Annotated in this window: 22 protein-coding genes and 1 pseudogene; 10 read left to right on the plus strand and 13 right to left on the minus strand. The window is 62.5% G+C overall.

Translation table 11 applies throughout. From position 1 onward, the window contains the following. The first annotated feature begins 4 nt into the window (after positions 1–4). Positions 5–325: a hypothetical protein gene (locus tag CVU60_09815; protein PKN41676.1), complete on the plus strand. Its 321-nt coding sequence runs from the start codon at positions 5–7 to the stop codon at positions 323–325. Here the strand turns inward: CVU60_09815 and recD are convergent. From recD to CVU60_09850, 7 genes are all read right to left on the minus strand, one after another. Next, a complete protein-coding gene (gene recD / locus CVU60_09820) occupies positions 316–2,076 on the minus strand; it encodes an exodeoxyribonuclease V subunit alpha (GenBank protein PKN41677.1) in 1,761 nt (586 codons plus the stop codon). The genes CVU60_09815 and recD overlap by 10 nt on opposite strands. Next, a complete protein-coding gene (recB, locus tag CVU60_09825; GenBank protein ID PKN41678.1) occupies positions 2,076–5,576 on the minus strand; it encodes an exodeoxyribonuclease V subunit beta in 3,501 nt (1,166 codons plus the stop codon). The genes recD and recB overlap by 1 nt, the downstream gene beginning before the upstream one ends. Beyond that, complete coding sequence (recC, locus tag CVU60_09830) at positions 5,573–8,773, minus strand: exodeoxyribonuclease V subunit gamma (protein ID PKN41679.1); 3,201 nt, start codon at positions 8,771–8,773, stop codon at positions 5,573–5,575. The genes recB and recC overlap by 4 nt, the downstream gene beginning before the upstream one ends. Before the next feature lie 7 nt (positions 8,774–8,780). Continuing rightward, on the minus strand, positions 8,781–9,332 hold the full coding sequence (locus tag CVU60_09835) for an HD family phosphohydrolase (protein ID PKN41680.1): 552 nt from the start codon (positions 9,330–9,332) through the stop codon (positions 8,781–8,783). A gap of 59 nt (positions 9,333–9,391) precedes the next feature. Continuing rightward, the gene (locus CVU60_09840; GenBank protein ID PKN41681.1) at positions 9,392–9,667 is read right to left on the minus strand and encodes a ferredoxin; all 276 of its coding nucleotides are present in this window, start codon (positions 9,665–9,667) and stop codon (positions 9,392–9,394) included. A gap of 7 nt (positions 9,668–9,674) precedes the next feature. Further along, positions 9,675–10,667 (minus strand): hypothetical protein, encoded by a 993-nt coding sequence (locus tag CVU60_09845; GenBank protein PKN41809.1) that lies wholly within the window; start codon positions 10,665–10,667, stop codon positions 9,675–9,677. 187 nt (positions 10,668–10,854) lie between these two features. Then, positions 10,855–11,124, minus strand: coding sequence for a transcriptional regulator (locus CVU60_09850; protein PKN41682.1), 270 nt, complete (start codon positions 11,122–11,124; stop codon positions 10,855–10,857). A gap of 134 nt (positions 11,125–11,258) precedes the next feature. Between CVU60_09850 and CVU60_09855 the strand changes: the two genes are divergently transcribed. Next, the gene (locus CVU60_09855) at positions 11,259–12,113 is read left to right on the plus strand and encodes a sulfurtransferase (protein PKN41683.1); all 855 of its coding nucleotides are present in this window, start codon (positions 11,259–11,261) and stop codon (positions 12,111–12,113) included. Between the two features lie 648 nt (positions 12,114–12,761). Further along, on the plus strand, positions 12,762–14,447 hold the full coding sequence (pabB, locus tag CVU60_09860; protein ID PKN41684.1) for an aminodeoxychorismate synthase, component I: 1,686 nt from the start codon (positions 12,762–12,764) through the stop codon (positions 14,445–14,447). Here the strand turns inward: pabB and CVU60_09865 are convergent. From CVU60_09865 to CVU60_09880, 4 genes are all read right to left on the minus strand, one after another. Beyond that, positions 14,444–14,872, minus strand: a complete 429-nt coding sequence (locus tag CVU60_09865) for a methylamine utilization MauE (protein ID PKN41685.1) — start codon at positions 14,870–14,872, stop codon at positions 14,444–14,446. The genes pabB and CVU60_09865 overlap by 4 nt on opposite strands. Next, positions 14,869–15,675, minus strand: a complete 807-nt coding sequence (locus tag CVU60_09870) for a hypothetical protein (protein ID PKN41686.1) — start codon at positions 15,673–15,675, stop codon at positions 14,869–14,871. The genes CVU60_09865 and CVU60_09870 overlap by 4 nt, the downstream gene beginning before the upstream one ends. Positions 15,676–16,319: 644 nt before the next feature. Continuing rightward, a complete protein-coding gene (locus tag CVU60_09875) occupies positions 16,320–16,766 on the minus strand; it encodes a hypothetical protein (protein PKN41687.1) in 447 nt (148 codons plus the stop codon). Between the two features lie 381 nt (positions 16,767–17,147). Continuing rightward, positions 17,148–18,368 carry an MFS transporter gene (locus CVU60_09880; GenBank protein PKN41688.1) on the minus strand — a complete coding sequence of 407 codons (1,221 nt, stop codon included), beginning with the start codon at positions 18,366–18,368 and terminating at the stop codon, positions 17,148–17,150. Between the two features lie 257 nt (positions 18,369–18,625). On the opposite strand from CVU60_09880, the gene CVU60_09885 reads away from it, so the two are divergent. From CVU60_09885 to CVU60_09905, 5 genes and pseudogenes are all read left to right on the plus strand, one after another. Then, positions 18,626–18,904 (plus strand): hypothetical protein, encoded by a 279-nt coding sequence (locus CVU60_09885; protein ID PKN41689.1) that lies wholly within the window; start codon positions 18,626–18,628, stop codon positions 18,902–18,904. Between the two features lie 51 nt (positions 18,905–18,955). After that, positions 18,956–19,258 (plus strand): sulfurtransferase, encoded by a 303-nt coding sequence (locus tag CVU60_09890; protein PKN41690.1) that lies wholly within the window; start codon positions 18,956–18,958, stop codon positions 19,256–19,258. Next, complete coding sequence (locus CVU60_09895) at positions 19,255–20,250, plus strand: ChrB protein (protein ID PKN41691.1); 996 nt, start codon at positions 19,255–19,257, stop codon at positions 20,248–20,250. Before CVU60_09890 ends, CVU60_09895 begins: the two co-directional genes overlap by 4 nt. 5 nt (positions 20,251–20,255) lie before the next feature. Beyond that, complete coding sequence (locus CVU60_09900; protein ID PKN41692.1) at positions 20,256–21,581, plus strand: chromate transporter; 1,326 nt, start codon at positions 20,256–20,258, stop codon at positions 21,579–21,581. 19 nt (positions 21,582–21,600) lie between these two features. After that, positions 21,601–21,753 (plus strand): annotated as a pseudogene (locus CVU60_09905) (ABC transporter). A gap of 151 nt (positions 21,754–21,904) precedes the next feature. On the opposite strand, the gene CVU60_09910 reads toward CVU60_09905, so the two are convergent. Continuing rightward, on the minus strand, positions 21,905–22,453 hold the full coding sequence (locus tag CVU60_09910; protein PKN41693.1) for a hypothetical protein: 549 nt from the start codon (positions 22,451–22,453) through the stop codon (positions 21,905–21,907). 87 nt (positions 22,454–22,540) lie between these two features. Further along, entirely contained in the window at positions 22,541–22,771 is a 231-nt protein-coding gene (locus CVU60_09915; protein PKN41694.1) for a hypothetical protein, read from the minus strand. A 168-nt stretch (positions 22,772–22,939) separates the two neighbouring features. Here CVU60_09915 and CVU60_09920 point away from each other — a divergent pair, with 168 nt between their 5' ends. After that, entirely contained in the window at positions 22,940–24,736 is a 1,797-nt protein-coding gene (locus CVU60_09920; GenBank protein ID PKN41695.1) for a histidine kinase, read from the plus strand. After that, the gene (locus CVU60_09925; GenBank protein ID PKN41696.1) at positions 24,733–26,091 is read left to right on the plus strand and encodes a two-component system response regulator; all 1,359 of its coding nucleotides are present in this window, start codon (positions 24,733–24,735) and stop codon (positions 26,089–26,091) included. The genes CVU60_09920 and CVU60_09925 overlap by 4 nt, the downstream gene beginning before the upstream one ends. Positions 26,092–26,143: the final 52 nt, after the last annotated feature.

The following is a 26,143-nucleotide window of genomic DNA, read 5'->3' on the forward strand; positions in this document are numbered from 1 at the left end:
ATTTTTGTGCGGTTCGGATATTCTTGCCATGCCATCCCTTTTCGAAGGATTTGGGAATGTGCATTTGGAGGCAATGTACTGCGGCATTCCTGCCGTCGTTTCCCGAGTCGTTCCATCGTTTGAAGTGTGCTCCGAAGCGTCGCTTGTCTGTGATTTTTCCGGGGAGAGTATTGCATCCCAGATTTCTGTTTTGCTTGATGATCCTGATTTATATCGAAAGTTGGCGGATGCGGGACGCAGGATCGTAGATGGATATACGATTGAGCGTTGCATGGACCGGCTCTTTTCCATCTATGCAAAAACACTCTGTGAACGTCAGGCCTGAAACCTGCGCGCCAGCATCTCTTCGAGTCCCGAATCGCGGCGAGCCGGGCGTTGCACCGCAGTTCTGACCTGATCCGTAGTGCCGATGAGCGAGAATTGTTTTTTCGCCCGGGTCAGCGCCGTGTACAAAAGTTCCCTGCCCAGGATCGGACAAGGTTCTTCCGGCAGGACCAGGACGGTGTGGCCGAATTCCGAGCCCTGGCTCTTGTGCACGGTCATGGCGTAGCAGGTCTCGAAGCGCGGCAGCCGCGCGGGCGAGAACGAGACAAAGCCTTCCGGGCCCGGGAAGAAGACCCTCAGTTCAGGGCCTGCGGGCAGGGCGATGCCTACGTCGCCGTTGAAGAGCCCCAGATTGTAATCGTTTTCCAGGATCATCACCGGGCGGCCCGCGTACCAGACTTCGCCGACCTGGCCCAGGGTCTCCTGCGCCAGGCGGTTCAGGGCCTCGGTGCCGCGCGGCCCCTGCCGGATCGGCGACAGCAGTCTCAGGGTTCCCAGGGCTTCGAAGGCCCGTCCGGGGGCCGTTTCCTTTCCCAGTTTCCCGAATGATCCGCGTAGAAGCGGCTTCAGGTCAGCGGCCAGGGCCGTCGGGCCGGGGCGAGTTTTCACCTCCAGATCGTCGTGCTCCAGTTCCAGAAGCGCCGCCGCCCGGTCGGCGTCCCCGTCACGGATGAAAGCGGCCAGGGCTGAGATGCCACTGTCCCCGCGAAATCGGTAGCTCATGCGCAGTTCCACCACATGGTCGGTCAGGGGCGTCGCAACCTCCGTCACCGGAAGGCCGGGCACACCCGCGTCCGCCGTAAAGCCGGGCGAGAAGGCGTTGACCGCAGCCTCGTGGCAGAGGTTTGCCAGGACTGCTCCGGCTTCCACTGAAGCCAGCTGGTTGCGGTCGCCCAGCAGGACGAGGGCGGCATGTTCCGGCAGGGCGTCCAGCAGGCGCGCCGTCAGTTCGAGATCCAGCATGGACGCCTCGTCCACCACCAGCATGTCCAGGGGCAGCGGGTTGTCCCGGTGGTGCCTGAACCCGCGCGCGCCCCAGCCCAGCAGGCGATGAACGGTCTGGGCGCCCTGGGTCAGGCAGGCTTCCAGTTCGGGGGGCAGAGCGCCGTCCGGAAAGGCCTGGGCCAGGGCTTCGGTCATGCGCGAGGCCGCCTTGCCCGTGGGCGCGGCCAGGCGGATGGTGAAACTTTTCCCCGCGTGCATGCGGGCCGCCAGGGTCAGGATGCGGGCCACGGTGGTGGTCTTGCCCGTGCCCGGTCCGCCCGAGATGACGCAGAAACGGCTGCGCAGGGCCGCGAAACAGGCCACGTCCTGCCAGTCCGGGGCGTCCGTGCGCCGGAAGATGTCGGGTAGGAGATCTTCGGGGATTTTGCGGGGCGGCGTCTGAGCCAGGCGCAGGAAGGCTTCGGCCAGGGATCGTTCGTCCCGGAAGAAGCGGGAGAAATAGAGGCGCCGGCCATGGATGATCATGGGCGCGCCGGAATCCGGGCCGCCGACGATGCCTGTAGCCGTCAGGTCGACAGATGCGTTCAGAGCCAGGGCCTCAAGCCTCTCGCGGGCCGTTGCGTCGTCCAGGTGCAGGCAGACATGCCCTTCGCGCACGGCCAGGGACAGGAGGGCGGCCAGGCCCGCGGCCAGGTCGCCCTGGCCCGGCGCGGCCAGGGAGGCCGCAAATCTGGCCTGGTACACGTCGGCCGCATTGAACAAGCCCGAGGCGGACAGGCGCGGCAGGATGGCGGGGCTGGCAAACATCAGCGTCTCTCCATGTCTAAAAGGGCCTTGTCCAGGGCGGTCAGGAAGGCCGGAGCGGGCGTGTCCGTATGCACGCCCTGTCCCCGGACGGCCGGGTCGATGCCGCGCAGGAAGACGTAGCGCACGCCGCCGAAATGCTCCGCGTACCCGTATCCTTTCATGCGCAGTCCCAGATGGCGGTTCAAGGCCAGGCAGTAGAGATGGTACTGCAGGAAATAGTGGCTGCCGGCCATGGCCGCTTCCAGGGCCTTGGGCGTGTAGTGCCCTGGCGTGGGGCCGAGCCAGTTGGACTTCCAGTCGAGCAGGTAGAATTTTTCCTCATGCCTGACGACCAGATCCATGAAACCGGTCATGAAGCCCCGGCGCGGCTCGAAGCGCAGGCTTTCCATGCGTTCGGGCAGTTCGGGCGGCAGCAGTCCGGCCGCCTCGCGATACACGGCGGCCAGGGCCTCGCGGGTCACGGGGCGCAGGGGGAAGAGGAATTCCAGTTCCACCACCCGTTCCCTGGTTCCGATGTCCTCCAGCTTGAAGCCACCCAGGTCCGTGCGCAGGGTGCGCCGGACCATGTTCGTGACCGTCCCTTCCCAGGCCGCGTCGAAGCCGTAGGCGGCCAGTGCTTCCGCCACCTCTCCGGGGACGGTTCCCGGGTCCGTGAAGTCGATGCGTTCGAAAATGCGGTGCAGGCACGACCCGGCCGCGGCCCCGCGCGGGAAGCGGGCCATGGACCACTCGTCGTCCCCGGCCGCGCCCGCCGCGTCGTCCTCGTCCAGGCCGGGCCGCAGGCCGTGTTCGGACCCGCGGGTCAGGCCGGTGAAGCTGGCCAGCCCGAAGCCAGGCCCCAGGGTCCGGTCCCAGGTGCGGCAAGCGAGTTCCGGCGCGTTGGTGAACTGCGGAGGCCCGGGCTCGGCTTCGACTTCGGGCAGTTCCGAAATTTCGATGCAGTCGTCCCGCAGCTGTTCCAGATCCTCGCGCACCAGTTCTTCGGTGACGCTCTCCCAGCTGAGATTCCCCGGGGCGTCGACGCGATGCCCATGAAAAAGCCAGGCCGCACCCGAGGTCTCGGCCTCGTTGATGCGTCCCCAGACGGTGTAGCAGCGGCACTTGGCGCGGGTCAGAGCCACGTAGAGCAGGCGCACGCGCTCGGCCTGGGCGTCGTCCAGGGCCGCGCGCACCCGCGCGCCAAGCTCCGGCGAACCCAGATCCAGCAGCAGGCCGTCGTCGTGGACCAGGGCGCGGTCGTCGGGGCATCTGGCCTTGCCGTGGATGAAGGGGCAGAAGACCACGGGGTACTGCAGGCCCTTGCTCTTGTGGATGGTCACGATCTGGACCGCGTCGCGGTCCGTGTCCAGACGCAGCTGGGTTTCCTCGGTGCCGTCGGTGTCGAGCTTGCGGCCGAACCAGGTCAGCAGGGCGTGCATGGACGCCCCTGCCTCGCGCTCATGGCCGTGAAGCAGTTCCAGGCAGTGCAGGACGTTGGTCATGCGCCGCTCGCCGCCCGGCAGGGAGACGAGGCGCTTGCGCACGTCCAGTTCGGCGAAAAGGCGCTGCAGCGCGGCCATGACCCCGCGGCGTTCCCACAGGTCGCGGCAGGCGAGGAAACGTTCGAACCAGGCGTCGAGGCGTCCGCCGTCCTCGTCCAGGGCGAGGAGCTCCGGCGCGGTCAGCCCGACCATGGGCATGGCGAGGGCCGTGCGCAAGGCGGCCGGACGCTGGCATTCGGCCACGCCGTGCAGCAGGGACAGAAGCTCCCTGGCCTCGGGTGTGGCGAAGACCGACGAGGTGTGCGTGACCACGCTGGGGATGCCGAGGGCGCCGAGGGCCTTGTGGATGTCCTCGCCCTGGGCGTGGGTCTCGACCAGGACGGCGATGTGGCCGGGCAGGAGCGGGGCGTCGCCGACGCGGACACGCCCCGCGGCCGCCCCGTTCAGCAGGCGGCTTATCTCTGCGGACACGGCCCGGCGGATGCGCGGGGCGAGTGCCCCCTTGGCCAGGGGCTTTTCCCCGCTCCCTGCGTGCCACAGAACCAGGGGCGCGGGACGGCCGCCGTCTTCGCTGAACCGCTCGTGCTCCCCTGCCGGGGCCGCGACGCCCTGGTAGGCGATCTTGCGATGCAGGAACGGGTTCTCGGGCCTGGAGAACACGCGGTTCACGGCCTCGATCAGTTCGGGCGTGGAGCGGTAGTTGACCCCCAGGGTGCGGCTGCGTGCGCAGCTGTCGGCCGCCTGGAGGTAGGTGTGCAGGTCCGCGCCGCGGAAGGAGTAGATGGCCTGCTTGGGGTCGCCAATGAGGAACAGGCTGGTCTCGTCCGGGCCGGCGAAGAGGGTGCGGAAGATGTCGTACTGCAGGCCGTCGGTGTCCTGGAATTCGTCGATGAGGGCGGCGCGGTACTGGCTCCGTGCCGCATTCACGAGTTCCGGGCTGGCCAGGGCGGCGTGCATGCCCCGCAGCAGGTCGTCGAAGCCCATGACGCCCCGGCGGCGCTTGAGTTCGTCCAGGCGGGCCGTCACGCCGGAGAGGAACGCGTGGCGCAGGTGGACGACGAAGGGGCCGACGGCCTGGCGCAGTGCCTCGATCAGGTCGAGCAGCTCGCGGATGCCCTCGAACAGCGGGTGTTCGGGCGCCGTAAAAGCCTTCTTGGTCATGCCCCGCACATAGTCCGGGGTGAGCTCCCCGAGGGCTTTGAGCTGGTTCTTTGCGTCCAGGCGGGGGAGCAGCAGGAACTTCCGCGAGGCCTCTAGCCGCAGGTGCAGCTTTTCGGGCGTGAACATGCGCGCGTTGAAACTGGAGGCCTGGCCCAGCAGCAGGTCGCGGACCTCCCTTTCGGCCGCGGGCCACGAGGCCAGAAGCCGCGCGCAGGCGTCCTGCGCCGCCCGGTCCAGGGGGGCCGGGTCCGGCGGGACGGTGTCGGGCACGATGCGGACGCTCTGGGCCAGGAAGGGCAGGCCAGCCAGCTCCGTGAGCAGGTCCGGGGTCAGGGCCGCGCGCACCGCCGTGCCGGTCAGGCCCGACAGGGACAGGATGCGGGAGCGCCAGAAATCCACGCAGACCTGGCGGCGCAGGTCCGAGAGGTCGGGTTCGAGCTGCGTGTCGAAGAGGGCCGAGCACTCGAAGCCGTTTTTGGAGAGCATGCGCTGGCAGAAGCCGTGGATGGTGAAGATCTGGGCCAAGTCGAAGTTGCGCAGGGCCAGCTCCAGCCTGCGGGCGGCGTCGGTGCCCCCGAAGCGGGCCAGAAGGTCCCGTTCCAGGTCGTCGTCGGCTTCCAGCCTGTCGGCCAGAACGCCGGCCATGTCCGACAGGCGCTTGCGGATGCGGCCGCGCAATTCTTCCGTGGCCGCGTCGGTGAAGGTCACGACGAGGATCTGGTCCACGGTCAGGTTCTTCTCCAGCAGCAGACGCACGACGAGGCCCGTCAGGGTGTAGGTCTTGCCGGTGCCGGCGCTGGCCTCGATGAGGGTCGTGCCGTCCAGTGGGGCCGTGCAGAGATCCATGGGTTCCTTCATCGGGAACCTCCGAGGATCGGCCCGTAGATGCGTTCGGCCAGGTCCGCGAATTCCTCCCAGTCCGGTTCGGAGTCGCGGAAGAGGAAGGCCAGGTGCGGGTCGTCTCGCTCCGGGTCGGTCATGAAGCCGCCTTCCCACTGCCGCATGGCGGAGGCCAGCGCTTCGTCCCGGCCCTTGGGTCTGCTCTCCTTGAAGCGGGCTTCGGCATAGGCCAGGGACGTGCGGGGGAAGAACGGCAGCAGGGTGCGCGTGCCCTGGGCGTAGAGTTTGAGAAGGTCCCGCAGGACGCTCCCGGCGTCCGTTGCGGCCGGGGCAGCGAAACCGTCTTCGGTGCCGATGTGCACGGACTGCGCGTCGATGCCGGCGGCCGTAGCTGCAAGGTGGCGGACCCACAGGCGGAGCATGTCCGCGCTTTTGGTCCTGGCCGGGCGGCAGGTGACGATGCGCTCGCCGTGGAGGTTGATACTTCCCGTGAGAGTGGCCCCGCCCAGGGGGAGCTTCAGGTCGAGCCTGCGCGCCCCGCCCTCGCCGATGAAGGCCCGGGCCTGTTCGGCCAGGGAGCGGATTCTGGCGCAGAGCTCGCGTCCGGCGTCCGTCCCGGCCTCACCCGGCGGCAGGATCTGCCAGGCCAGGAGCAGGTATTCGAGACCGGCGTCGGGCGCGTCCAGGGCCGTATGCAGGAGCTCCTGCAGGGGGCCGTAGGCGTCGAGGCCCGTGGGCACGGCGAGGGGCTCCTCGTCCAGGAAATCGTTCTCCCCCCCGCCGGGGTCGATGCGCAGGGCGCGCAGCAGGTGGCGGCAGGGATGGGTGAGGAAGCGGGTCAGGTCCTCGATGTCCACTTCCGTCGCCGTCCCTTCGGGGAGGGCGACGCCCTCGGGGAAGAAGCGTCCCGGTGCGGGGGGGGCGAAGAGGGCCCGGGCCGCGTCGCGGTTCTGGCCGGAAAAGGAGAAGATGCGCGAGCCGGCGCTGAAATAGTCCGGGTGGAAGGCCTGCAGCCTGTGCCGGAAGACCAGGGCTTCGGAGGGTTTCCGGCTGCCGGCCGAGTAGCTCCCGTCCAGGAAATCCAGCAGCTCCGAAACCAGGACCGAGGGCGGGGCCTCGGCGTTGTCCGACTGGGACAGGCCCGGGTAGGTCAGGATGAGGCTGTCGCGGGCCGAGATGATGCTCTCCAGGAACAGGTAGCGGTCGTCCTCGCGCAGGGACCGGTCGCCGGGGCGGGGACGCAGGGCCATGAGGTCGAAGCCGGGGGGTGTGTCCTGGCGCGGGAAGGCCGTGCTGGTCAGGCCCGTCAGGCAGACGACCCGGAAGGGGATGGAGCGCATTGGTTTCAGACCGCAGAAGGTCAGGCCCGAGGCCAGGAAGCCCGATTCCCCGCCGCTCTCGTCCAGGCGTTTGCGGATCAGGTAGAGCATGGTCCGGCCGTCGGCCTCGAAATCGCCCATGTCGCGGGTCAGGTCCGTCACGACCCTGCGGATGGCCAGCACATGCTCGGCCTGGGCGCGGTCCTGGGGAAAGAAGGCGTCCAGAACCCACAGCAGGCAGTCCAGCCAGGCCGACGGCGCGCGGGTGCCCTGCAGCCTGGCCCAGAGGGACGCGAGGTCGTCGATCCAGGCCGTCACGCGGCCCAGCAGCTCCTGCTCGGACGAGCCGCGCAGGGCCAGGGGCGCGATGCCGTTCAGGGGCTCGGCCGGTCCGGTCATGTAGCCCAGATAGAGGCGGGAAAGGCCGCTCTCCCAAGTGTTCTGGGCGTAGTCGCCGATCCCCCGGCGGAAGTCCCGGTCCAATCCCCAGCGCACGCCCGAGGCGCGGACCCACTCCAGCACGCGGCGCGTCTCGGCCGCGTCCATTCCCAGGCGCTGACGGACGGGAGGGGCTTCGAGCAGGGCGCAGACGCGCGAGGCCTCGAAGCGGTGCTGGCCGAACTCCATGAGCTCCAGAAAGAGGCGGATGGTCTCGGCGGCCCGCGTCGGCTTGCGGTCGGAGATGGAGAAGGGGATGTCCCCGCCCGACGTGCCGAACACGGCCTGGATGACCGGCGCGTAGGCCTCGATGTCCGGGTTCATGACCAGGATGTCTTGGGGGGTGAGGGAGTCGTCCCCGGAAAGCAGATCAAGGATCAGGTCCTTGAGCACCTCCATCTCCCGCAGGGGGCTGTGGCAGCAGTGGACCTGGATGGAGTCGTCGGTGAAGTCGTGCCTGTCCCCGCCGGTGTTCAGGTCCAGCAGGTCGGCCTGGAGGCGGCCGAGCATGCGGGAAGTGTCGGGGTCTTCGTAGAGATCCGGGTCCGTCTCCTGAATGTTCCTGTCCAGAAGCAGTTCCTGGAAGTCCCGCCCCACGGCGCCGAGTCCGGCCAGCGGCGTGGCGTCCTCGGGGCGGTCTTCAACGTCGGCATGCCGTTTACGGTACGCGAGGCGCTGTTCCCGGTGGGAGGCAAGATCTCCCCAGTATTGTCTGCATGGGCTGAGCAGAAAGACGTGAACCGGGATATTTTCGGCCAGTTGCTGCAGCAGGTCGAGATAGAGGGGCGGCAGGGTCGGGATGCCGAAAATGCAGATTCTGGGTGGCAGGTCATCCAGGGGGACGCCGTTCCGCAGCATGGTCAGGGCCCTGTCCAGCAGCGCTGCCCGGTGTTCTCCACCCATTTCTTCCACCAGTTCCCGCCATAGCCTTGCCTGCCAGATCTCGCCGGCGATGTGCCCGGGCTGCCGGAAGTCGCCGCTTAACCGCCCTGTCTCCCAACTCCTGGACCATCCTGGTCTGAAAATGAGGTATTGGTCGAAATGGTAGGCAATCTTTTCAGCAAGTTGCACGATCTTGAGATCGGAATCCTCCTCAACGTAACGCGCAAGCGCCTCGAACTCCTCCTCATGGAGCAGACCGGGCTGGTCATGCCGCCCACGCAGGCACCGAACGATGCTCCAGAGCATGCGCTCCTTGCTGAGCGAGTATTCGCCCGGGAGACCTTTGAGCAGGCCGGTGCAGAGACCGTAGGCGAAAGCGACCGGGAACGGGAAGAGGACATTGGCGCAAACGCCGCGTTGCCTGGCCAATCGCATGGAGACCCAGCGCTGCATGCCGCCGGACTGGACCAGAATGGTCTCCGGCTTCATGGGATCAGGCGTTGCGTCCAGAACCATGGCCAGTTTTTCGGCCAGGATTTCCAGTCGATTGGAAACGTGGAGCAGGAATGCGCTCATGGATCGGCTAGGACGCCAGCCCCACCTCGGCCTCGATGCCCGTGATGGCGCCGATGGCCAGGGTCAGGAAGTCTCCCAGTTCCAGGCCGAGCTTTTCGCATTCCTTGATGGTCTCGCGGCAGACCGAGGCGGCGAAGGCCTTGTCCTTCATCTTCTTCTTAAGGCTCTTGGCCTCCATGCCCTGCATGCGCGTGGGCCGGACCAGGGCGGCGGTGTGGATGAGGCCGGTCACGGTCTCGCCGCAGCGCAGGGCGTAGTCGAAGTCCGTCTGCGGCAGGTTGCCATTTATTTCGTTGTGGCGGGCGATGGCCTGCACCGCTTCCTCAGGGAGCTTGCCGGTCAGGGTCTCGGCGGTGATGAGGCCGTGCTTCTCGGGCGTGTCCTTGGTCTCGGGGTAGTCGAGGTCGTGCAGCAGTCCGGCCAGGCCCCAGGTTTCGGCGTCATGGCCGAGGCGGGAGGCCAGGGCGCGCATGACGGCTTCGGTTTCCAGTGCGTGTATGAACAGATGATCCGGGGCGCTGTCCTTGATCATGGTGAGAGCTTCGGGGCGTGCGAGCATGAATTCTCCTTGGGTTTGAACTCAAGAAACTCATGCATTTCTTGGCCGGGGTCAAGGTTTCAGCAGCAGGATGGCCCGCGCTTGCCCGGCAGCCAGGTCTGGATGATGTATTCCGCGCAGCCCACTCCGGGGGTGACGGTGATGGCCGCGGTCGGGCAGTTCAGGGCGCAGGCTCCGCACTCCATGCATGCCTCGCGGTCCAGAACTTCGGCCTTGCCGTCCCGCACGGCGAAAATGCGGTGCGGGCAGACCGTGGCGCAGAGGCCGCAGCCCACGCATTTGTCTTCGTCATAGGCCAGGGTGGCCACGTTTTCGAGATGTCGGAAGATTTTCACGTGTTCCTCACAAAAAATTGCCGGTCACAAAAAGGATCGCCGCCAGCACCGTGCTGCCGGCCAGAATGGGGATGGCCCTGCGCATCTCCTTTTCCACTCCGGAAGGCGATGTGTACGGTGTGGACCCGGTGAAGTTGAGGGCCAGCCAGGATGCCAGCGACATGGTCCAAAGTCCGGCGCCTGCGGTGGCGGCCCAGGAGCTCTGGGGGAAGATGGCAGGCAGAAGCACGGCCAGGGCCAGCCCCAGCCCCGCGCCGCCCAGGGAAAAGATGCGCGTACGCAGCGCAGGCAGGAGCAGGGGGAATAAAATCACTCCGGCGGCCAGGCCAAGGCCCGTGGCAGTAGCGGCCAGGGCCCAGCGGTGCAGAATGCTTTGCAGTGAGAATTGGGGGCCGATGAGGCTGAGCAGGGCCGCCGCCAGGATCGCCGTCAGGATCAGCTTCCAGCCTAGCACCAGTTCCACCGGAATGACCTCGGCCCGTTCCCTGAGACTGAAAGTCACCGCGCGCATGGCTTCGTCGATGCCGGTGTCGAGATAGCGGGGCAGGTCCTGGGCGCGGATCGGCCCGAAGACGGCCTCGAAACCGCAGGCCTTGCGCAAGTCGCGGGCCCGCACTCCGTTGGCGCCGAGTTGGGGCAGGATGAGGCGGCGATGGGCTACAATGCGCTCAAGGCCTGTCTTGCGCACCTGGTCGGCGATACCGGCTGCGCTGAAGGTGCCCTTGCCGCCCGCGCACCAGACGTTGATGCCCCGCGTGTCGGCGACCAGCAGCCAGAGGTTACGCCCGGCCAGGACGAACCGCACCGTGTCGAAGGTCAGTTTGTAGTTGGCCGTGACGATGACGGGCGCTTCGGGTCCGGGGTTGCCGATGGCGTACAGACCGGGGTTGACGGTATAGTTGTTGCGGTCAATGCCAAGTCGCGCGCGGCAGGTCCCGAGCCGGTCCCGGGCGGTGGGGCTGGTCCTGAGACGGGGCACCCGGGCGTGCGCGGCGGGCAGGAAACCCTCCACGTAGGGTTCGATGCGATACCCGGCAAGGTCGTCCACCCCTGCACCAGGGGCGGGAGGCGGGCCTCAGCACGGGCCGGGGGCCGCCGTGCCGGGAAACCCGTCTGACGCGAGGGGGGCGGCGCAAGTTGCTCCGCCGGGGGCCATGGGAAAGGGCTGCAGAGGTTTCATGGTGAGCCTACAGTGAAGAGATGAGGTTTTTAAGTTCGGCCAGACGGTCCTTGTCCGCGCAGTAGCAGATGCGTGGCCCTTCGATTTCGCCGCGGACCAGTCCTGCCTCTTTGAGTTGCTTCAGGTGCTGGCTGACCGTGGACTGGGCCAGGGGCAGGATGTTTACAATCTCTCCGCAGATGCACCTGTCCACTTGCAGGAGATGCTTTAAAATCGTCACCCGTGCGGGATGCCCGAGGGCTTTGCAGATGGCTGCCAAGGTCTGGTCTTGGTTCATGGTGTGCTCCGATCAGATGTATCGTATATCGTAAAATTACGATAATAATGGGCCCGTGTCAATGTGCCGGTCGTATTGAGTTTTTCCGGCTCAAGGAGCATGGTGGGCCGATACAAAGATTGAGGAGGTTTACAATGCGCTGGAAACAATTCCTGACCCCGGTTCAATCCATGGATGTCGACGAAGTCCGGGCCTATCTGTCCGGAAAGACTTTGCAGGAAGTGACCATAGTCGACGTGCGTCAGCCGGGGGAATATGAAGAAGGGCATATTCCGGGGGCCAGACTCGTGCCGCTGCCGGTGTTGACCGACTCCCTGGACGAGATTGATCCTTCAAAACCCGTTCTGGTCTACTGCGCCATCGGCGGGCGCAGTCGGGTCGCCGCCCAGACCCTGGCCGGCAAAGGTTATGACCAGGTCATCAACATGAACGGCGGCTTCAAGGCCTGGAACGGCCAGGCGGCCTTCGGTGCGGAAGAGGCCGGCGTAGACATTTTCGCGGAGCTCGACAGCGCCGAAATGATTCTGGCTACGGCCTATTCCCTGGAAGAGGGGTTGCGCGATTTTTATCTGCGGATGCTGGAGAGGGTCAGCGACGAGAAGGTGAAGAGCGTGTTCCGCCTCCTGGCCGACATCGAAATCAAGCACAAGGATCGTCTTTTCGCCGAATACACGCGCATCAGCGGAAAGGATGATCGTGGGGATTTCGAGTGCCGGTTCGTCACTCCGCTCATGGAAGGCGGAATGACCACCGAGGAATACATGGATCGCTTCAAACCGGATTTTGACAGTCCAGTGGACGTCATTTCCCTGGCAATGTCCATCGAAGCCCAGGCTCTGGACCTTTACATACGTTCCGCCGCCTGGACTCAGAGCGACGAGAACAGGGCCATTCTGGAGCAGATCGCCAGTGAGGAAAAGACGCATCTGGAACGATTGGGCCAGCTTATGGACGAGTTGGTCGGCGGCGGATCCGGGGCTACGAACTGATTTTTGATGAGTAGGGCTTGATTCGTAAAATCTACCTGAACTAATAATCTTTTTGTTTTTGATTTAGGTAGTTTTCCGAAGAGAATTTTTAGGATGTACAGAGATGAGTGGGTGGTGAGAAAAGTCTTGCGCACAGTGTACGCTCTTTGCGCTAGCTTTTTTGAATCAAACTACTCATATTTTGGGCGGGTATTGAAAACTCAAGGCATGACAGCACGTTGCTCCGGGATGATCGCTTAGGCACACCCTTTGCTCAATGGAAAGTCCGAGCGTCTAAAAATGGCGCCGATCATATCCAAAGATTTGGGGGGTAAATGTCATGAAGCAGTTATGTTACCTTTTCTGGCTTGCCGGGATGGCAACTCTTGTTGCTTATGGCTGGAGCGATACACTTTTGAACCAGGTGTCGGATGTCGTGCATTTCATGGGGCAACTCGTTGCCTTTGTGATCGCTTGAAAATCCGGACGTCTTTGCTTTCGCGTATCCGCGGTCGGGAGGAACTGGCACCTTCCGGCCGTGGTTTTTTTTGTCCCTTGCTCCGTTTTTATTCGGGTGCGGGCAACTCTATGACAAGGATGCCCTGAAGCGTCGGCGTCCGTCCTTCTTGTGCTGTTGCGTTGCAACGGTGCGCACGATAGGGCTTGGCCATGTCCGCCGCTGTCCTTTATTCCTCAGAACATTCGGCCTGGGTGCGCTATGAGCGTCCCCGGGCCATTTTTGTGGCCCGCAGGCACGGGGAGGTGCCCCCGCTGCTCGCACATCTCGAAGACGAGGTGGAAAGGGGTGGTCTCCATGCTGTCGGATTTATGGCCTATGAAGCGGGAAGCGCCTTTGATCCGGCCATGCCCCGCGCCTTCTGCGGCTCTTTTCCCCTGGCCTGGTTCGGTCTTTTCGCCCCCCCCGTCATCGTATCCCTGAATCAGTCAAGGCCTGATCCTGGCCTTGATTGGGTTTCGGAACTGGACGCCGTTGCACATGGCCGCGCCCTGGAACGCATTCACGGGTATCTTGCCCGGGGCGAAACCTATCAGGTCAATTTCACCCATCGCCTGCGCGCCCGTTTCGGCACGGATCCTCTGGATTTCTTCAGCCGGCTCGTCAGTCGCCAGCCGTCGCCGCACGCGGCCTTTATCGACACGGCCGATTTTGCGCTGTGCAGTGCTTCGCCGGAAATGTTTTTCGAGCGCGATGGTGAGGACATCTGGTCCCGGCCAATGAAGGGCACCGCTCCGAGGGGCCGCTGGCGCGAAGAGGACGAGGCCCTGGCCCGGGCTCTTGCGATATCGGAAAAGGAACGGGCCGAAAACGTGATGATCGTCGACATGGTCAGAAACGACCTCGGCCGGATCTGCCTGCCCGGCAGCGTGCATGTGCCCGAGCTCTTTCGCGCGGAGCGGTATCCGACGCTCTGGCAATTGACGTCGCTGGTGCGAGGGCGCACTGCGGAATCCACCGCGCAGGTCATGGCGGCCCTGTTTCCGGCCGCATCGATCACCGGCGCGCCGAAAGTCCGGACCATGAACATCATCCAGGAACTCGAGATCTCGCCGCGCCGCATCTATACCGGGTGCATCGGGGTGATCAGTCCCGGGCGCAGGGCGCGTTTCAACGTGGCCATCCGCACGGTTCTGGTCGAAAAATCTCTGGGCATGGCCGAGTATGGAGTGGGCGGGGGCATTGTCTGGGATTCCGATCCGGGAGCGGAATTTCGCGAGACGCGCATCAAGGCTCGCGTGCTGGCTGGCCCAGAGCCGCAATTCTCGCTGCTTGAAACCATGCGCTGGAACCGGGGCGAGGGCATTTTTCTACTTGATGAGCATTGCAGGCGACTTAAAGAGAGCGCCGCATATTTCGGCTTCCGGCTCGACCCGGAAGCCTTGCGCGACGCCCTTGAGCGGGAAGTCTCGGCGGCTTGCGGCACGGAAGGTGTGCTGCGCCTGACCGTGGACGCGGCCGGGGCCCTAGTCATCGCGCATCGACCTTTGCCCGGACCGTCGCCGTGCAGGGTGTCCCTGGCCTTGTCGGCCGTGGATGCGTCCGATCCGTTTCTTTTCCACAAGACCACAAGACGTGCCGTTTACGATCAGGCCAGGGCGCAAGTGTCGGGGGCGGACGATGTGCTGCTCTGGAACGGACGCGCTGAGGTGACGGAATCGACGATCGCCAACCTGGTCGCCGAAATTGACGGCGAACTGCTTACGCCCGCTCTTGCATGCGGGCTGCTGCCGGGCACCATGCGGGCCCGGCTGCTGCAGGAAGGGCGGATCAGGGAAGGGGTGGTACGGGTGGATGATCTGCGCCGCTGCACAAGGCTGTGGCTGACGCGTCCCTAGTCGGCGTCGTATCCACGCCGATAGAACCAGGCCGCTGTCAGGCCGATGACCACGAAAATGACGTCGCGGACGATGAAGAAGACCATGTCTCCGGAGGTTCCGGGCGCGCTGGAGAAGCATCCGCAGTTCAGGTCGATGCCCCGGAAATATGCGCTGAGGATCGCGCCCAGAAAGACGATGAGCATGGAATTGGCCAGAAACAATGCGGGTCCGGCCCAGGCCCGGCAGATGAGCAGGAAGGCCACGACCATTTCCAGCCAGGGCAGGGTCAGGGCCGTGAAATTTATGAGCACGTCCGGCAGGATGAGATAACTGCCGACGCTGGCGGCGAAATCGTCCGGGGCCATGATTTTCTGCGGGGCTGCAGCCACGAAGATGAGGGCCAGGGCCAGGCGCGAAGCCCGGGACCAGGATGCTGCGGTCATGATTTTTCTCCCTGGGTTGTGGAATCAAGGGGAGGGGACTGATTAGTCGGTTCCTCGGGCGTGGTTTCCGCTGGCGCTGGCTCCGGCGGTGCAGGAGTCAGAGAGGGCAGATCCTGGGGAACCCTCTCTTGCAGCTGGTCCAGCGGTGCGGGCTCGGCATCCTCGGGGGCCTGGTCCGGCATCGCCGGTTCAAGGGGCTGCTCCGAAGTTGCGGGTTCCGGAAGCTCCGGCGTCAGCGGCGGCTCCGTTGTAGTGGTCCCGTTTGACTGCTCGATGGGCGGCGTTTTTTCTTCGCTCATCGGCGTCGTGGGTGCCTGCTCCGGCGCTGGGCTGCCCGTCGCGGTGGGCAAGCCCTGGTCGCGCCACAGCGTCCAGCCGTTCTTGAGCACGCGGACGTTCTGCAATCCCATGCCTTTAAGCTGTTCGGCCAGTTCCCGGCTCAGTTCGCAGAATTCCCCGTCGCAATAGGTGACGATAGTCGTTGCCCCTTCCAGCTGCTCCTGCAGCGATGGAAAGTCCTGTTCGAACATGAGAGGGTCAAGAGACAGCGCGCCGTCGATGTGACCAAGCGCATACTCGCCTGCGTCCCGCGCATCGGCAAAAACGGCTTCCCCGGATTCAAAAAGAAGGATCGCATCGGCAAGGGATATTTCCCCGCGCTGGGCAGCGGCCTGCGCCGCGATTTCCGGATCATGGACCAGAGGCAGTCTGTCCGGCCGTGTGGCGTTGAAAGCCAGAGCCAGTCCGATGGAAATGGCTAAGATGATCGCGGTTCTGATGCCAAAAGAAATGGATGGTTTCATGTATTGCTCCTGCGTACTTGGGTGTGTTCCTACGATCTCACGCCCTGCAAGGCAAGGGCGGGCTGAATCATCCTTTGTCCAGGAGCGTGTCCGCTCGGGAGACTAGCCAGCAGCCAATGCAATGTTCGCGTCGTTCGGGAGCATGGCGTTACGGACTCACTGCACAGGTAATCATGATAGGGTTATATATGACTTCATGGACTGTCGAGTTTCTGGACGAAGCTCTTTTCAGGGCTTGCACCATTTGCAGCATGGCAAGTTGCGTGCACAAGCTTCGCCGCCGTCTGCGCGGCTCGATCCGTGATTTGGATGGATTATGCAGCTGTCGCCGGAAAAGCAGGCCAAAATTGGTGTGCGTGCAGAGGGAGCGAGGTTGAAAAAAAGGGAAAGGGGCTAGATTTTTACATCTAACCCCTTGAGCTACATGCTTTCCAAGTAAAAAAAAGCATTGTGGGGGTGCAGCTGCACAGTGGTGACACATAGGGAGCAGCGGCATTGCCCGGAGTGCATGACGACTAAGCGCGCGAGGAAGTGTGACTTGTGGCACTAAAAGGAGGCAGGTTACGCCAGTTGTGTCCAGCCATGGGTGGCAAACAAAGCTAACCGGCACGCGCACGCGCAAGAGGTCGGCATGGTATGAAATGTCAGGGATTAGTTTCTTTTACGATGCGCCATGAGTTGTTGATTTTTTTGAAGTGATAAGTTTCCAATTGATGCTTGCCATTGCCTATCATACTCACGCTGACAAAAGCGTCTTCTGCATTGATTTGCTTCTTTGTCACTTCCATTTTTGTGATTTTGTAAGAAAAGCCATCAATCATTTTTCTCATTTCTTCTTTCGTCACATTTTTTTTACCTGAAGTCAGAATCGCATCGTCGCTATACATTGCGAGCCACTTGTCCCATTGACTCGTAGATATGTATTGTTGGAGATTTTGAACAATCAGAAAAATTTCAGCCTCATCGTTATTCGCTGGCTGAAGATTTTCCACAAGGGTTTTTGAAGATTTTGTAGAATTACATGAGACAATCAAGAATGTAAAAAGAATGACTAGTGCACAAAAATACGAGTTCTTCAAGGGATTCGTCATCATACCTCCTGTAAATTGTATATATTTCAATCTTATCAATATTCAGAATTAAGGGCAAGCCATCCGGCCCGATAGCGTGCAAGAACTTAAACGCGGGTGTTGACCATGGGCAAGACTTTCCGTCTATCATGCCGGGAATTCCCGCACCAAGATTGCAGGGGTGCCGCGGCAAGGAAAAGTGGGGTGGGCAATATCTAAAAACTCACTACGGGACATCTTTCGGTCCAGACGCAACAGGAAGGGTCACTGGCCCAGCCGGTCGTTCATGAGCACGATGCGAGCAATCTCTAAGGCAACATCCGCGCCGCGAAGTCCCGTGGCGATTACGCTGAATGCGGCTTGAAGGGCCTCCGTCCTTATCCCCAAGGCGGTGCATCTCTGTCAGTTAGCCCCTGTCATCGTTGATTTTGCACTCTTCATGCCGGTGGCGCTCCAGAACCAAGGGATAACGGCGATCAGCATGCAGGCCATGAGTGCGAAGGCCCATCCGTAGCCAAGTGCGCCGACCAGCAGGCCGCCCAGGATAGGGCCCGAGGCGTGCCCGACATCGAAGATGGTCCCAAAGACGCCCATGGCCGTGCCGTAGTGGCGGGCTTTGCACAGGTCCGCGACCATGGCCGCCGAGGACGAGGTGACCAGGGCTTCGCCGAAGCCGAAGAGCAGGCAGGCCGGGACCAGGGCCCAGAATCCGATGAGATGCGGGATGAGGGCGAAGGGCAGGGCGCAGGAGATCAGGCCCGCCACGATCAGCGGGCGGCGTCCGTAGCGGTCCGAAACCTTGCCCATGACCGGTTTGGCCAGCATGGTCACAAGCACCTGCACGGCCCACAAAAGCCCCGCCTCGAAAGCCGAGAGTCCTGCCACGGTAACCGCATAGATCGGCAAAAACGCTTCCAGTGCGCCCATGGTCATGTTTTGTACGCCCTCCATGGCCGAGGCTGCGACCACTCGTCTGTCGCTGCCCACTTCCTTGATCCCTGACATGAATTGATCCATTCGCGAAGCGAAGCCCGCCCCGGATGGGGTTTCGTCCTTGAGCAGAACCTTTGCTCCGAGGATGAGTGAGGACAGTCCGGTAACGGCCACGATGGCGTACACGGTACGGAAGGTTGCGTCCGTAGGCCCGTCAGCCCCGCCCATGAGGGAGACTATGAGTCCGCCCACAGGTGCGCCCGCCAGCGTGCCGATGATCGCCACTGACGAGAACCAGGACAGCATTTCGCCCTTACGCTCCCCGGCCACGTCGGCCACCACGGCCATGGCCACCGGGCCGTACACGGCTGTGGCGAAGCCGTGCAGGAAGCGCACAGCAACCAGCATCGAGTAGCTGTTGATGAAGAAATAGGCGAAGGGGATGAAGGCGAAGAAGCACAACCCGGCCAGCATGGTCCTTCTGCGCCCGATGACGTCCGAGAGGGCTCCGGCCGGAAGTTTGAAGAAGATTCCTGTCACAGTTGATATGCCAACTGCCAGCCCGATTGCTTCGGGGCCTGCGCCGAGGTACATGGCGAAAAGCGGAAGTGCCGGATTGCGCGCCAGGGCGTAGGAGAATCGGGCCAGAAAGCCCACGGAGCACAAGGCGGTTATCAATGGTTGGTCCATTTTATTCTCTGTCGTATTTAGAGTTTGTCATGTCCTTTTCGGCGATTCGCCCGGCATGCGATGGCGATCTCTTGTTGCAATTGAAATATTTTCATTCTTAATAAAAAGTCAATTGCTCTTTTTTCCAGGAATGCTTATATGTCAGTTGTCGCTTAATGGCAGGTTGGCCGTTGGGTAACGAGCGCCCGCTCCGGCGGAGTCGTCAACAACAAATGCGAGCGCCCGAAAAGGGTGGTCTGGACAGAAGGAGAATCATCATGCCGGAACTGAATGTGCACATCGCCGCGAGCTTGGCTCGCACGGGGAAGGAATATCGCGAGGTTCACGAATGGATCGATAATGCGGAAACCAAATATGAGCGCCATGATTTTTCCAAGGTTCTGGTCAATGCGGCCATGTTCCGGGAAAAATATGGCGAGGAGGCTGCTCAGGAGTACGTCTATCATCTGGTGGACGATCTGAAGTGCCGGTTCGGGAAACAGTTGGCTGGTCATCAGGCAGCCATGGCCGATTGTCTGAAGTATTTCGGAGCGTAGGAAAACTGTTCGCGCCGGGGCATCAGTTCCGGCGCACAAAGGAGGTTATTCATGGCCGACACCATTACCCCCAGCGAATTGCATACTTTATTGGCGGCGGGCAATGTCACGCTGCTTGATGTCCGCCGCTGCGCAGACCGCGCTGCTGCGCCCCAAGGCATTCCCGGCGCCACATGGAAGGACCCGGAACTGGTGGAAAGCTGGGGCGATGAACTGCCCCGGGAAAAGCCGGTGGTTATCTACTGCGTGCGCGGTGGCTCCGTCAGTTCGTCGGTCCAGTCCGCGCTGCGGGGAAAGAATCTCGATGTAACCTTTGTGGAAGGAGGCCTGGCGGCCTGGGATGCGTCAAAATGAGCACGTGTTCGGCGGAGTGCGCCTGGCTCCTGTGCATCCACAACATTCCTCCCAAGCCGCCCTATCTTCGGGCCAAGGTGGCCCGAAGACTGGCGGCTCTCGGAGCGGTGGCGGTGAAGAACGCGGTGTATGTGCTCCCCAACAACGAACCCCAGCAGGACGGACTCGTCTGGCTGGCCAGAGAGATCGAGCAGGGCGGAGGGCGAGCCTACGTGTGCGGCGCTTCCTTTGACGTAACTGGCGGCGGTCTCGACGACGCCCATATTCGCAACCTCTTCGTGGAGGCGCGGGAAGGGGATTACCGGTCCTTGGTGGCGGAATACAAGCCCTTCTTCGAGGCCTTGGGAGAGCCCCATGACGCTGACGAGGCCAAGGTCAGGGAAACGCACGGTTGGATATCGCAGTTGCGTGCCCGCTTCGAGGCTATCCAAGCCATTGATTATTTCGGGGCTCCCGGTCGTGAAGCTCTGGAGGGGCTCTTGGCAGGGGCGGGTCGGTGGCTTCGCATGAACGCCCTGGATGGGCGTCCCGACGATGCGCCTCTGGATCCCAGCCTTTATCAGGGGCGGACATGGGTCACCAGGCCCAGCGTTCATGTGGACCGAATCGCATCGGCTTGGCTCATACGCCGTTTCATAGATGCCGCAGCCACGTTCCGGTTCGACGCCAAAGTACGTACGTCTGAAGATATTCGTTTCGACATGGCCGAAGCGGAATTCACCCATGAAGGTGAGGCGTGCACCTTCGAGGTCATGGTTCGTCGATTCGGGCTCAGTGATGACCCCGGCCTCGGGGCCATGATGGAGGTCATTCACGACATCGACCTGGACGAGGCCCGGCCGGTCCGCCCCGAATCGGCTGGGCTTGCTGCGCTTCTGGCCGGCATCTGTCTTCGAACGGATAACGATCTCGAACGGATCGAACAAGGCGGTCGCCTGCTCGACAATCTCTATGAATATTTCGAGCGCGGCGCAAAGCGCAGGAGTACGTAACAGGTATGAACGCACAAGCCCCTCCAAGTTTCAGGGAAGCCTTTTTCGTCTGGCTGAAAATCGGGCTGCTGAGTTTCGGAGGCCCGGCAGGGCAGATCGCCATGATGCACAAGGTGTTGGTCGATGAAAAGAAGTGGGTCAGCAACGATCGCTTCCTGCACGCCCTGAACTACTGTCATTTCCTGCCCGGCCCCGAGGCGCAGCAATTGGCTACCTATGTTGGCTGGCTCATGCACCGGACCTTGGGCGGCCTGGTTGCCGGTACGCTCTTCATTCTGCCAGGCTTTTTCGTCGTGCTGACGCTCAGCGCCCTGTACGCGGCCTACCGCCAGGTGCCGGCCGTTGACGCCCTGTTCTACGGCCTCAAGCCCGCCGTGCTGGCCATCGTCATTGGCGCGGTGATCCGGGTAGGCGGCAAGGCGCTGAAGACTCGCTTTTCCATGGCGTTGGCGGCGTCGGCTTTCATTGCCCTTTTTGCCTTTGACGTGCCTTTCCCTGCGGTCGTTTTCTCAGCCGGTATTCTGGGCTGGCTCAGAAGTAGAAGTCAGATCGGCTCTTCAGGGCATAGCGCAGTAGATGTGACGGATGAGCCCCTGCTCGACCATGCCAGGCCTTCGCTGCGTCGCAGCTTGAGCGTGCTGGCCGTCTGGCTGCCGCTTTGGTTCGTGCCCGTGCTGCTTCTCGGCACCTTCTTCGGGTGGGACGACGTGTATGCGCGAATGGCTGTCTTCTTCAGTAAGATGGCCGTGGTCACCTTCGGCGGCGCCTACGCGGTGCTCAGTTACGTGGCCCAGCAGGCGGTGGAGGGCTACCAATGGCTTTCCCCCACAGACATGATCAACGGCCTGGCCATGGCCGAGACCACGCCCGGACCGCTCATTCTGGTTTTGCAATATGTCGGATTCATGGCCGCCTACGCCAGTCCCGGTGCTCTTCCGCCGCTTTTGGCCGGAGCCCTCGGGGGTGTGCTCACTGTGTGGGTCACGTTCACGCCGTGTTTCTTGTGGATATTCTTGGGCGCTCCTTATATCGAACAGGTCCGCTCCAACCAGACCCTGTCGGCGGCCCTTGCAGGAGTAACCGCCTCCGTGGTTGGAGTTATCCTGAACCTATCGGTCTGGTTCGGGTTGCACACGATTTTTTCCGAGGTCGGCAAGTGGCAGGGGCCGATAGGATTGCGCCTGCCAATTCCGACCCTTGCGACGGCGGATCTCTGGGCCGTGGCACTCAGTTTTGCGGCGGTCCTGGCGATGACCCGGTTCAAGATGGGCATGGGCTCGACCTTGGCCGGATGCGCGGCCGTGGGCTGGTTGGTCAGGATGGTGGGGTAGAACTTGCAATCATTGGGTATCAACTACGGGATACCTCTTCCCGCTGATCACATCTTCGAATCGCGGCATGGGGGCGCTGGTCACGCTCGATTTTCTGGCAATGCCGATCACCATGTTCGTGGTTCTGGAAATGATCATGAACGCGTATTATCGCAAACGATCGATGAGGTGATGCATCGCAAGAGGGTATGAGGCCATGGCGTCAGGGTGTTCGTCTTGACGACGAAAAATTTTACATCCATTTGCACCGACAATTCCCCCGGTCTTGAACCAGACCTGGGAAATTGTCAGTGCAGGGGTGCACCGTGTTCGGCACCGCTGTGCTACTGCTGCGCCGGGGTTCCGTGTCCGGAGTGGTCGGCGGGCGCCTGGCCGCTGTTGTCGGGCGTATTGTGCTGCATGCCGCCCATCGCGCCGTGCTGCATTCCTCCGCCGGCCTGCCCGTGGTTCATGTCACCCTTCATACCGCCGCCCATCATCGGGCAGCCATCCTTGCCGCCCATCATGCCGTGTCCTTTTGTAGGCACGATGCCTTCTTTTGCCATGGACTTGTGCATCTTGACACGTTCGGCATAGATCCTGGCGTTCAATTCGCTGATTTCCTTCGTCAGGGCGTCAACCTTTTTGTCATCGGGCTTGTCGGCATAGAGTTCGGCGTTGAGCTCGGACTCTTTGGCGAAGAGCTGCTTGTTCAGATCGGCCGTGGCGGCGTTGAAGTCGGCATGAAGTTTCTGCATCGTTGCCTGCTTCTCCGGGGTCATGTTGCCCATGCCGCCCATCATTCCTTGTCCCTGGGCAGAGGCGACTCCAGCGAAGGCCGTGACGAGGGACAGGGTCAGGAAGGTGGCGACAAGTCTGCGATTGATTTTCATGAGGGTTCTCCTTGATGGTTGATGATTACGTTCGAGCCCGGAAAGGGTCACATGTTGCATTTGAACCAATGCTTTGGCCGTGTTTGTTCAAATTATGGATTTCAATGTGTTGAATTCCTCGATGCTGATTTCGCCCTTGGCCAGCCGGAGCTTCAGTATCTCCAGCGAGTCGGCCCTGTCCGCCGATGAGCCCGGGTGTCGCCGCGGCTTGAAGGCGTTCCAGAGAAGCAGTCCGATGCCCGCTGCGAGCAGAAGGCCCAGCAGGGAGGGGCCACCCATCCAGCCGCCGAACCAGGGCAGTGCTCCGCAATTCCACATGATGATATCCTCCGGTTTTTCTCCTCGTGTTGAAATATGACTAAGGCAATCGGCGTGCCAGAGTTTCAAATTGTTTTGAACAGCCAGGAATTAAAGAAAATATCGGTCTGCGAGCAAGTCCGATACGCATTTGGCGCAGGAATGAGCGGGTAAATATGTGACAATGGGATGGACAGAGCGGGTAAAAAAGTTACAGGTGGTCCTGTGAGGTTACAGATGAACATATTTGCAGGCTTTCCGAAGCGAAAGCGTACAACTCCCTGGCTGGCTGTGGGCTTCGTGACCATCCTGGGGCTTGCAGTCGCGATATTCGCTGCGGGGAATCTCCAGCGCACCAGAGCGCACATGATTGCGAACTATCTCGATCACGCAGACGCCTTGTTCTGGGCGCTGGAGGCCGGAACGCGGATAGGAATGGGCATGCATGGGGGGCCGGGCTATTTCCAGTCCCTGGTGGAAGAGACGTCCAAACAGCACGGGATCGTCTATCTGGCGGTGACCGACGAGCGCGGGACGATTCTGGCCCACAACGATCCGGCACGCATCGGGTCCGTGCTCCATCCGCAGGGTGCCCGATCCGAAATCTCTCCCGAAGAAGGGCGCAAGGGCCGTTTCCTGACAACCGACGACGGCCATGAAGTTTTCGAGGTGTACAAGAAATTTTCCCCGCTTCCTGGCATCCACCCGTCCATGTGGTGCGGACCCATGGCCGGCTTCGGTCGTAATGGAGGTGGAATTGGCAAAAAAGAGGAGGAACCGGCGGTCATCTTTCTCGGGCAGGACGCGCGCCCCCTAGAAGAGGCTATGACCAACGAAATCAGGACCAGTGCCATGATCGGGACGCTGACCGTGCTCATCGGCGCGGGCGGGGTAGCGGGGCTGTTCTGGGCCGAACGCTACCGGCGTTCCCGCCGTCTTCTGCAGGACACGCAGGCTTTCGCTTCCGAGGTTGTGACGTGTCTGCCCCTGGGGCTTCTGACCACGGATACGGACGGACGGGTCGTGCTGGCCAATGCCGCAGCGTCATCACTCATCGGGAAGCCGATCGCTGAGATTGAGGGGATGCCTGTGTCAGGTCTCGGGAGCTTTGACTGGGTCGGGTTGACGGGTGAACTCGAAGAGGCGGAAGAGTTGCTGGAACGGGAGGACATGCTTACGGCTTCGGGTGGCCGGCGCATACCCGTCGGCATCGCCGCATCGCGCATTGTCAATAGTGACGGCCGGTTCCTGGGGCACCTTTTTCTGCTGCGCGACCTCGGGGAACTGCGCCGATTGCAGGATCAGGTGCGACGCAACGAGCGCCTCTCGGCCCTTGGCAGCCTGGCGGCGGGAGTGGCGCACGAGATCAGGAATCCGCTGAGCTCGATCAAGGGGTTCGCCACCTATCTCGTCGGGAAGGTTCAGGGTCAGGACCGGGAGGCGGCGCAGGCCATGGTCCAGGAGGCGGATCGTCTCAACCGGGTGGTTTCTGAACTGCTCGAGTTCGCCCGGCCGGGCGAGTTGAGGTTGCGCGACGAGGACCTGGGCGCTGTGGTGGAGCGGGCTCTGCGCCTGGCCAATGCTGACGTCGCATCCAAGGGGATTGCGGTCGATTTCAGGCGCGACGTGACGTTGCCGACCATTACCCTGGATCCCGAGCGCATGACCCAGGCTTTGCTCAACCTCTTTCTCAATTCCGTGCAGGCAATGGAGCAGGGCGGGGCGCTGCTCATCTCGGTATGCCCGGATCATGAGGCGGGCATCGTGTCCCTGCGCATCGAAGACACTGGCCACGGCATGCCGCCCGATGTCCTCGGGGACATTTTCAATCCTTACTTCACTACCAAGCCGTCGGGCACGGGGCTTGGTCTGGCTATCGTGCACCGCATCGTCGAGGGGCATGGCGCCGTCATCAAGGTCGAGAGCGCGGTCGGCCGGGGGGCTGCCTTCACCATCGAATTTCCCATGAGCGGGAGGCCGGCATGAAGCCTTCCAAGATCAACATCCTCGTTGTCGACGACGACCCAGGACACAGGGGTATGCTGAAGACCCTGCTGACGGACTGGGGCTTCCGCACGGAGGCGGAGTCCGACGGTGAAACCGCTGTCGCGCGCTGTCGGGAGCAGGCCTTCGATCTCATCCTCATGGACGTGCGCATGGCCGGAATCTCGGGCATCGAGGCCCTGAAGGAGATCAAGGCCTACAACCCGGCCATCCCCATCCTGATCATGACGGCCTATTCCGACGTGGAGACGGCGGTGGAGGCCATCAAGGCGGGCGCTTACGATTACCTGACCAAGCCTCTGGACTTCGACGATCTGCGGCTGACCATGGACCGCGCCCTGGACCACGCGGCCCTGCGCGACGAGAACAGGGCTCTGCGCCAGACCCTTGCCGCATCCTTCGACCCCGGGGGCATCATCGGCCAGAGCCCGCCCATGCGCCGGCTCATGGAGATGCTGGCCACCATCGCCCCGTCCGAGGCCACGGTCATGGTCACCGGTGAATCGGGCACGGGCAAGGAACTCATCGCCCGGGCCATCCACGCCAACAGTCAGCGCCGAAAGGGGCCCTATATCGCCGTGAACTGCGCGGCACTGACCGAGACGTTGCTCGAATCCGAGCTCTTCGGCCACGAGAAGGGCGCCTTCACAGGCGCCGAGCGCCGGCGCGAGGGCCGTTTCCTCGCTGCCGACAAGGGCACCATCTTTCTCGATGAGATAGGTGAAATGCCACTCTCCATGCAGGTCAAGCTGCTGCGCGTCATCCAGGAGCGGGAAATCCAGCGCGTGGGCGGGGACCAGACCCTCAAGGTCGACGTGCGCATCGTGGCCGCCACCAACCGTGACCTTCTGGCCGAGGTCGAGGCCCGGCGCTTTCGTCAGGATCTCTACTACCGACTGAACGTGGTCACCCTGAACCTGCCACCCCTGCGCGAGCGGGGGGAGGACATCCCGCTGCTGGCTACCAACTTCCTGCGCCGTTTTGCCGAAAAGAACGACAAGCGGATCAAGGGGTACACTCCCGAGGCCATGGACCGTCTGCTCAAGCACTCCTGGCCCGGCAATGTCCGCGAACTGGAGAACGCCGTGGAGCGGGCAGTGGTTTTGGCGCTGGGGGAATACATCGGCGAAAGGGACCTGCCCCCGCAACTGTCTGGAGCAGGGGGCGAATACGGGCGTCCGGACGGCGGATTCGCCAACATTACGCTTGAGGAACTGGAGCGGTTGGCCATCCTCGACGCCATGGACGCAGCCGGCGGGAATAAGAGCGAGGCAGCCAGGCGGCTTGGCATCACGCGCAAGACGCTGCACGCAAAGATGACCAAGTATGGAGAGTGAGAATTCTTCGTGCTTTACCCAAACAGGCGGTCCGCCAGGATCAGAAATCCTT

The organism is Deltaproteobacteria bacterium HGW-Deltaproteobacteria-18, assembly GCA_002841885.1.
Taxonomy (GTDB): Bacteria; Desulfobacterota; Desulfovibrionia; order Desulfovibrionales; family Desulfomicrobiaceae; genus Desulfomicrobium.

Coding starts and splice junctions, on each gene's coding strand:
- CVU60_09925 (PKN41696.1), top strand. CDS start 24,733: ATGAAGCCTTCCAAGATCAACATCCTCGTTGTCGACGACGACCCAGGA.
- recD (PKN41677.1), bottom strand. CDS start 2,076: ATGTTTGCCAGCCCCGCCATCCTGCCGCGCCTGTCCGCCTCGGGCTTG.
- CVU60_09850 (PKN41682.1), bottom strand. CDS start 11,124: ATGAACCAAGACCAGACCTTGGCAGCCATCTGCAAAGCCCTCGGGCAT.
- CVU60_09920 (PKN41695.1), top strand. CDS start 22,940: ATGGACAGAGCGGGTAAAAAAGTTACAGGTGGTCCTGTGAGGTTACAG.
- recB (PKN41678.1), bottom strand. CDS start 5,576: ATGAAGGAACCCATGGATCTCTGCACGGCCCCACTGGACGGCACGACC.
- CVU60_09915 (PKN41694.1), bottom strand. CDS start 22,771: ATGTGGAATTGCGGAGCACTGCCCTGGTTCGGCGGCTGGATGGGTGGC.
- CVU60_09910 (PKN41693.1), bottom strand. CDS start 22,453: ATGAAAATCAATCGCAGACTTGTCGCCACCTTCCTGACCCTGTCCCTC.
- CVU60_09890 (PKN41690.1), top strand. CDS start 18,956: ATGGCCGACACCATTACCCCCAGCGAATTGCATACTTTATTGGCGGCG.
- CVU60_09875 (PKN41687.1), bottom strand. CDS start 16,766: ATGACGAATCCCTTGAAGAACTCGTATTTTTGTGCACTAGTCATTCTT.
- CVU60_09880 (PKN41688.1), bottom strand. CDS start 18,368: ATGGACCAACCATTGATAACCGCCTTGTGCTCCGTGGGCTTTCTGGCC.
- CVU60_09900 (PKN41692.1), top strand. CDS start 20,256: ATGAACGCACAAGCCCCTCCAAGTTTCAGGGAAGCCTTTTTCGTCTGG.
- CVU60_09835 (PKN41680.1), bottom strand. CDS start 9,332: ATGCTCGCACGCCCCGAAGCTCTCACCATGATCAAGGACAGCGCCCCG.
- CVU60_09855 (PKN41683.1), top strand. CDS start 11,259: ATGCGCTGGAAACAATTCCTGACCCCGGTTCAATCCATGGATGTCGAC.
- CVU60_09885 (PKN41689.1), top strand. CDS start 18,626: ATGCCGGAACTGAATGTGCACATCGCCGCGAGCTTGGCTCGCACGGGG.
- CVU60_09895 (PKN41691.1), top strand. CDS start 19,255: ATGAGCACGTGTTCGGCGGAGTGCGCCTGGCTCCTGTGCATCCACAAC.
- CVU60_09865 (PKN41685.1), bottom strand. CDS start 14,872: ATGACCGCAGCATCCTGGTCCCGGGCTTCGCGCCTGGCCCTGGCCCTC.
- pabB (PKN41684.1), top strand. CDS start 12,762: ATGTCCGCCGCTGTCCTTTATTCCTCAGAACATTCGGCCTGGGTGCGC.
- recC (PKN41679.1), bottom strand. CDS start 8,773: ATGAGCGCATTCCTGCTCCACGTTTCCAATCGACTGGAAATCCTGGCC.
- CVU60_09870 (PKN41686.1), bottom strand. CDS start 15,675: ATGAAACCATCCATTTCTTTTGGCATCAGAACCGCGATCATCTTAGCC.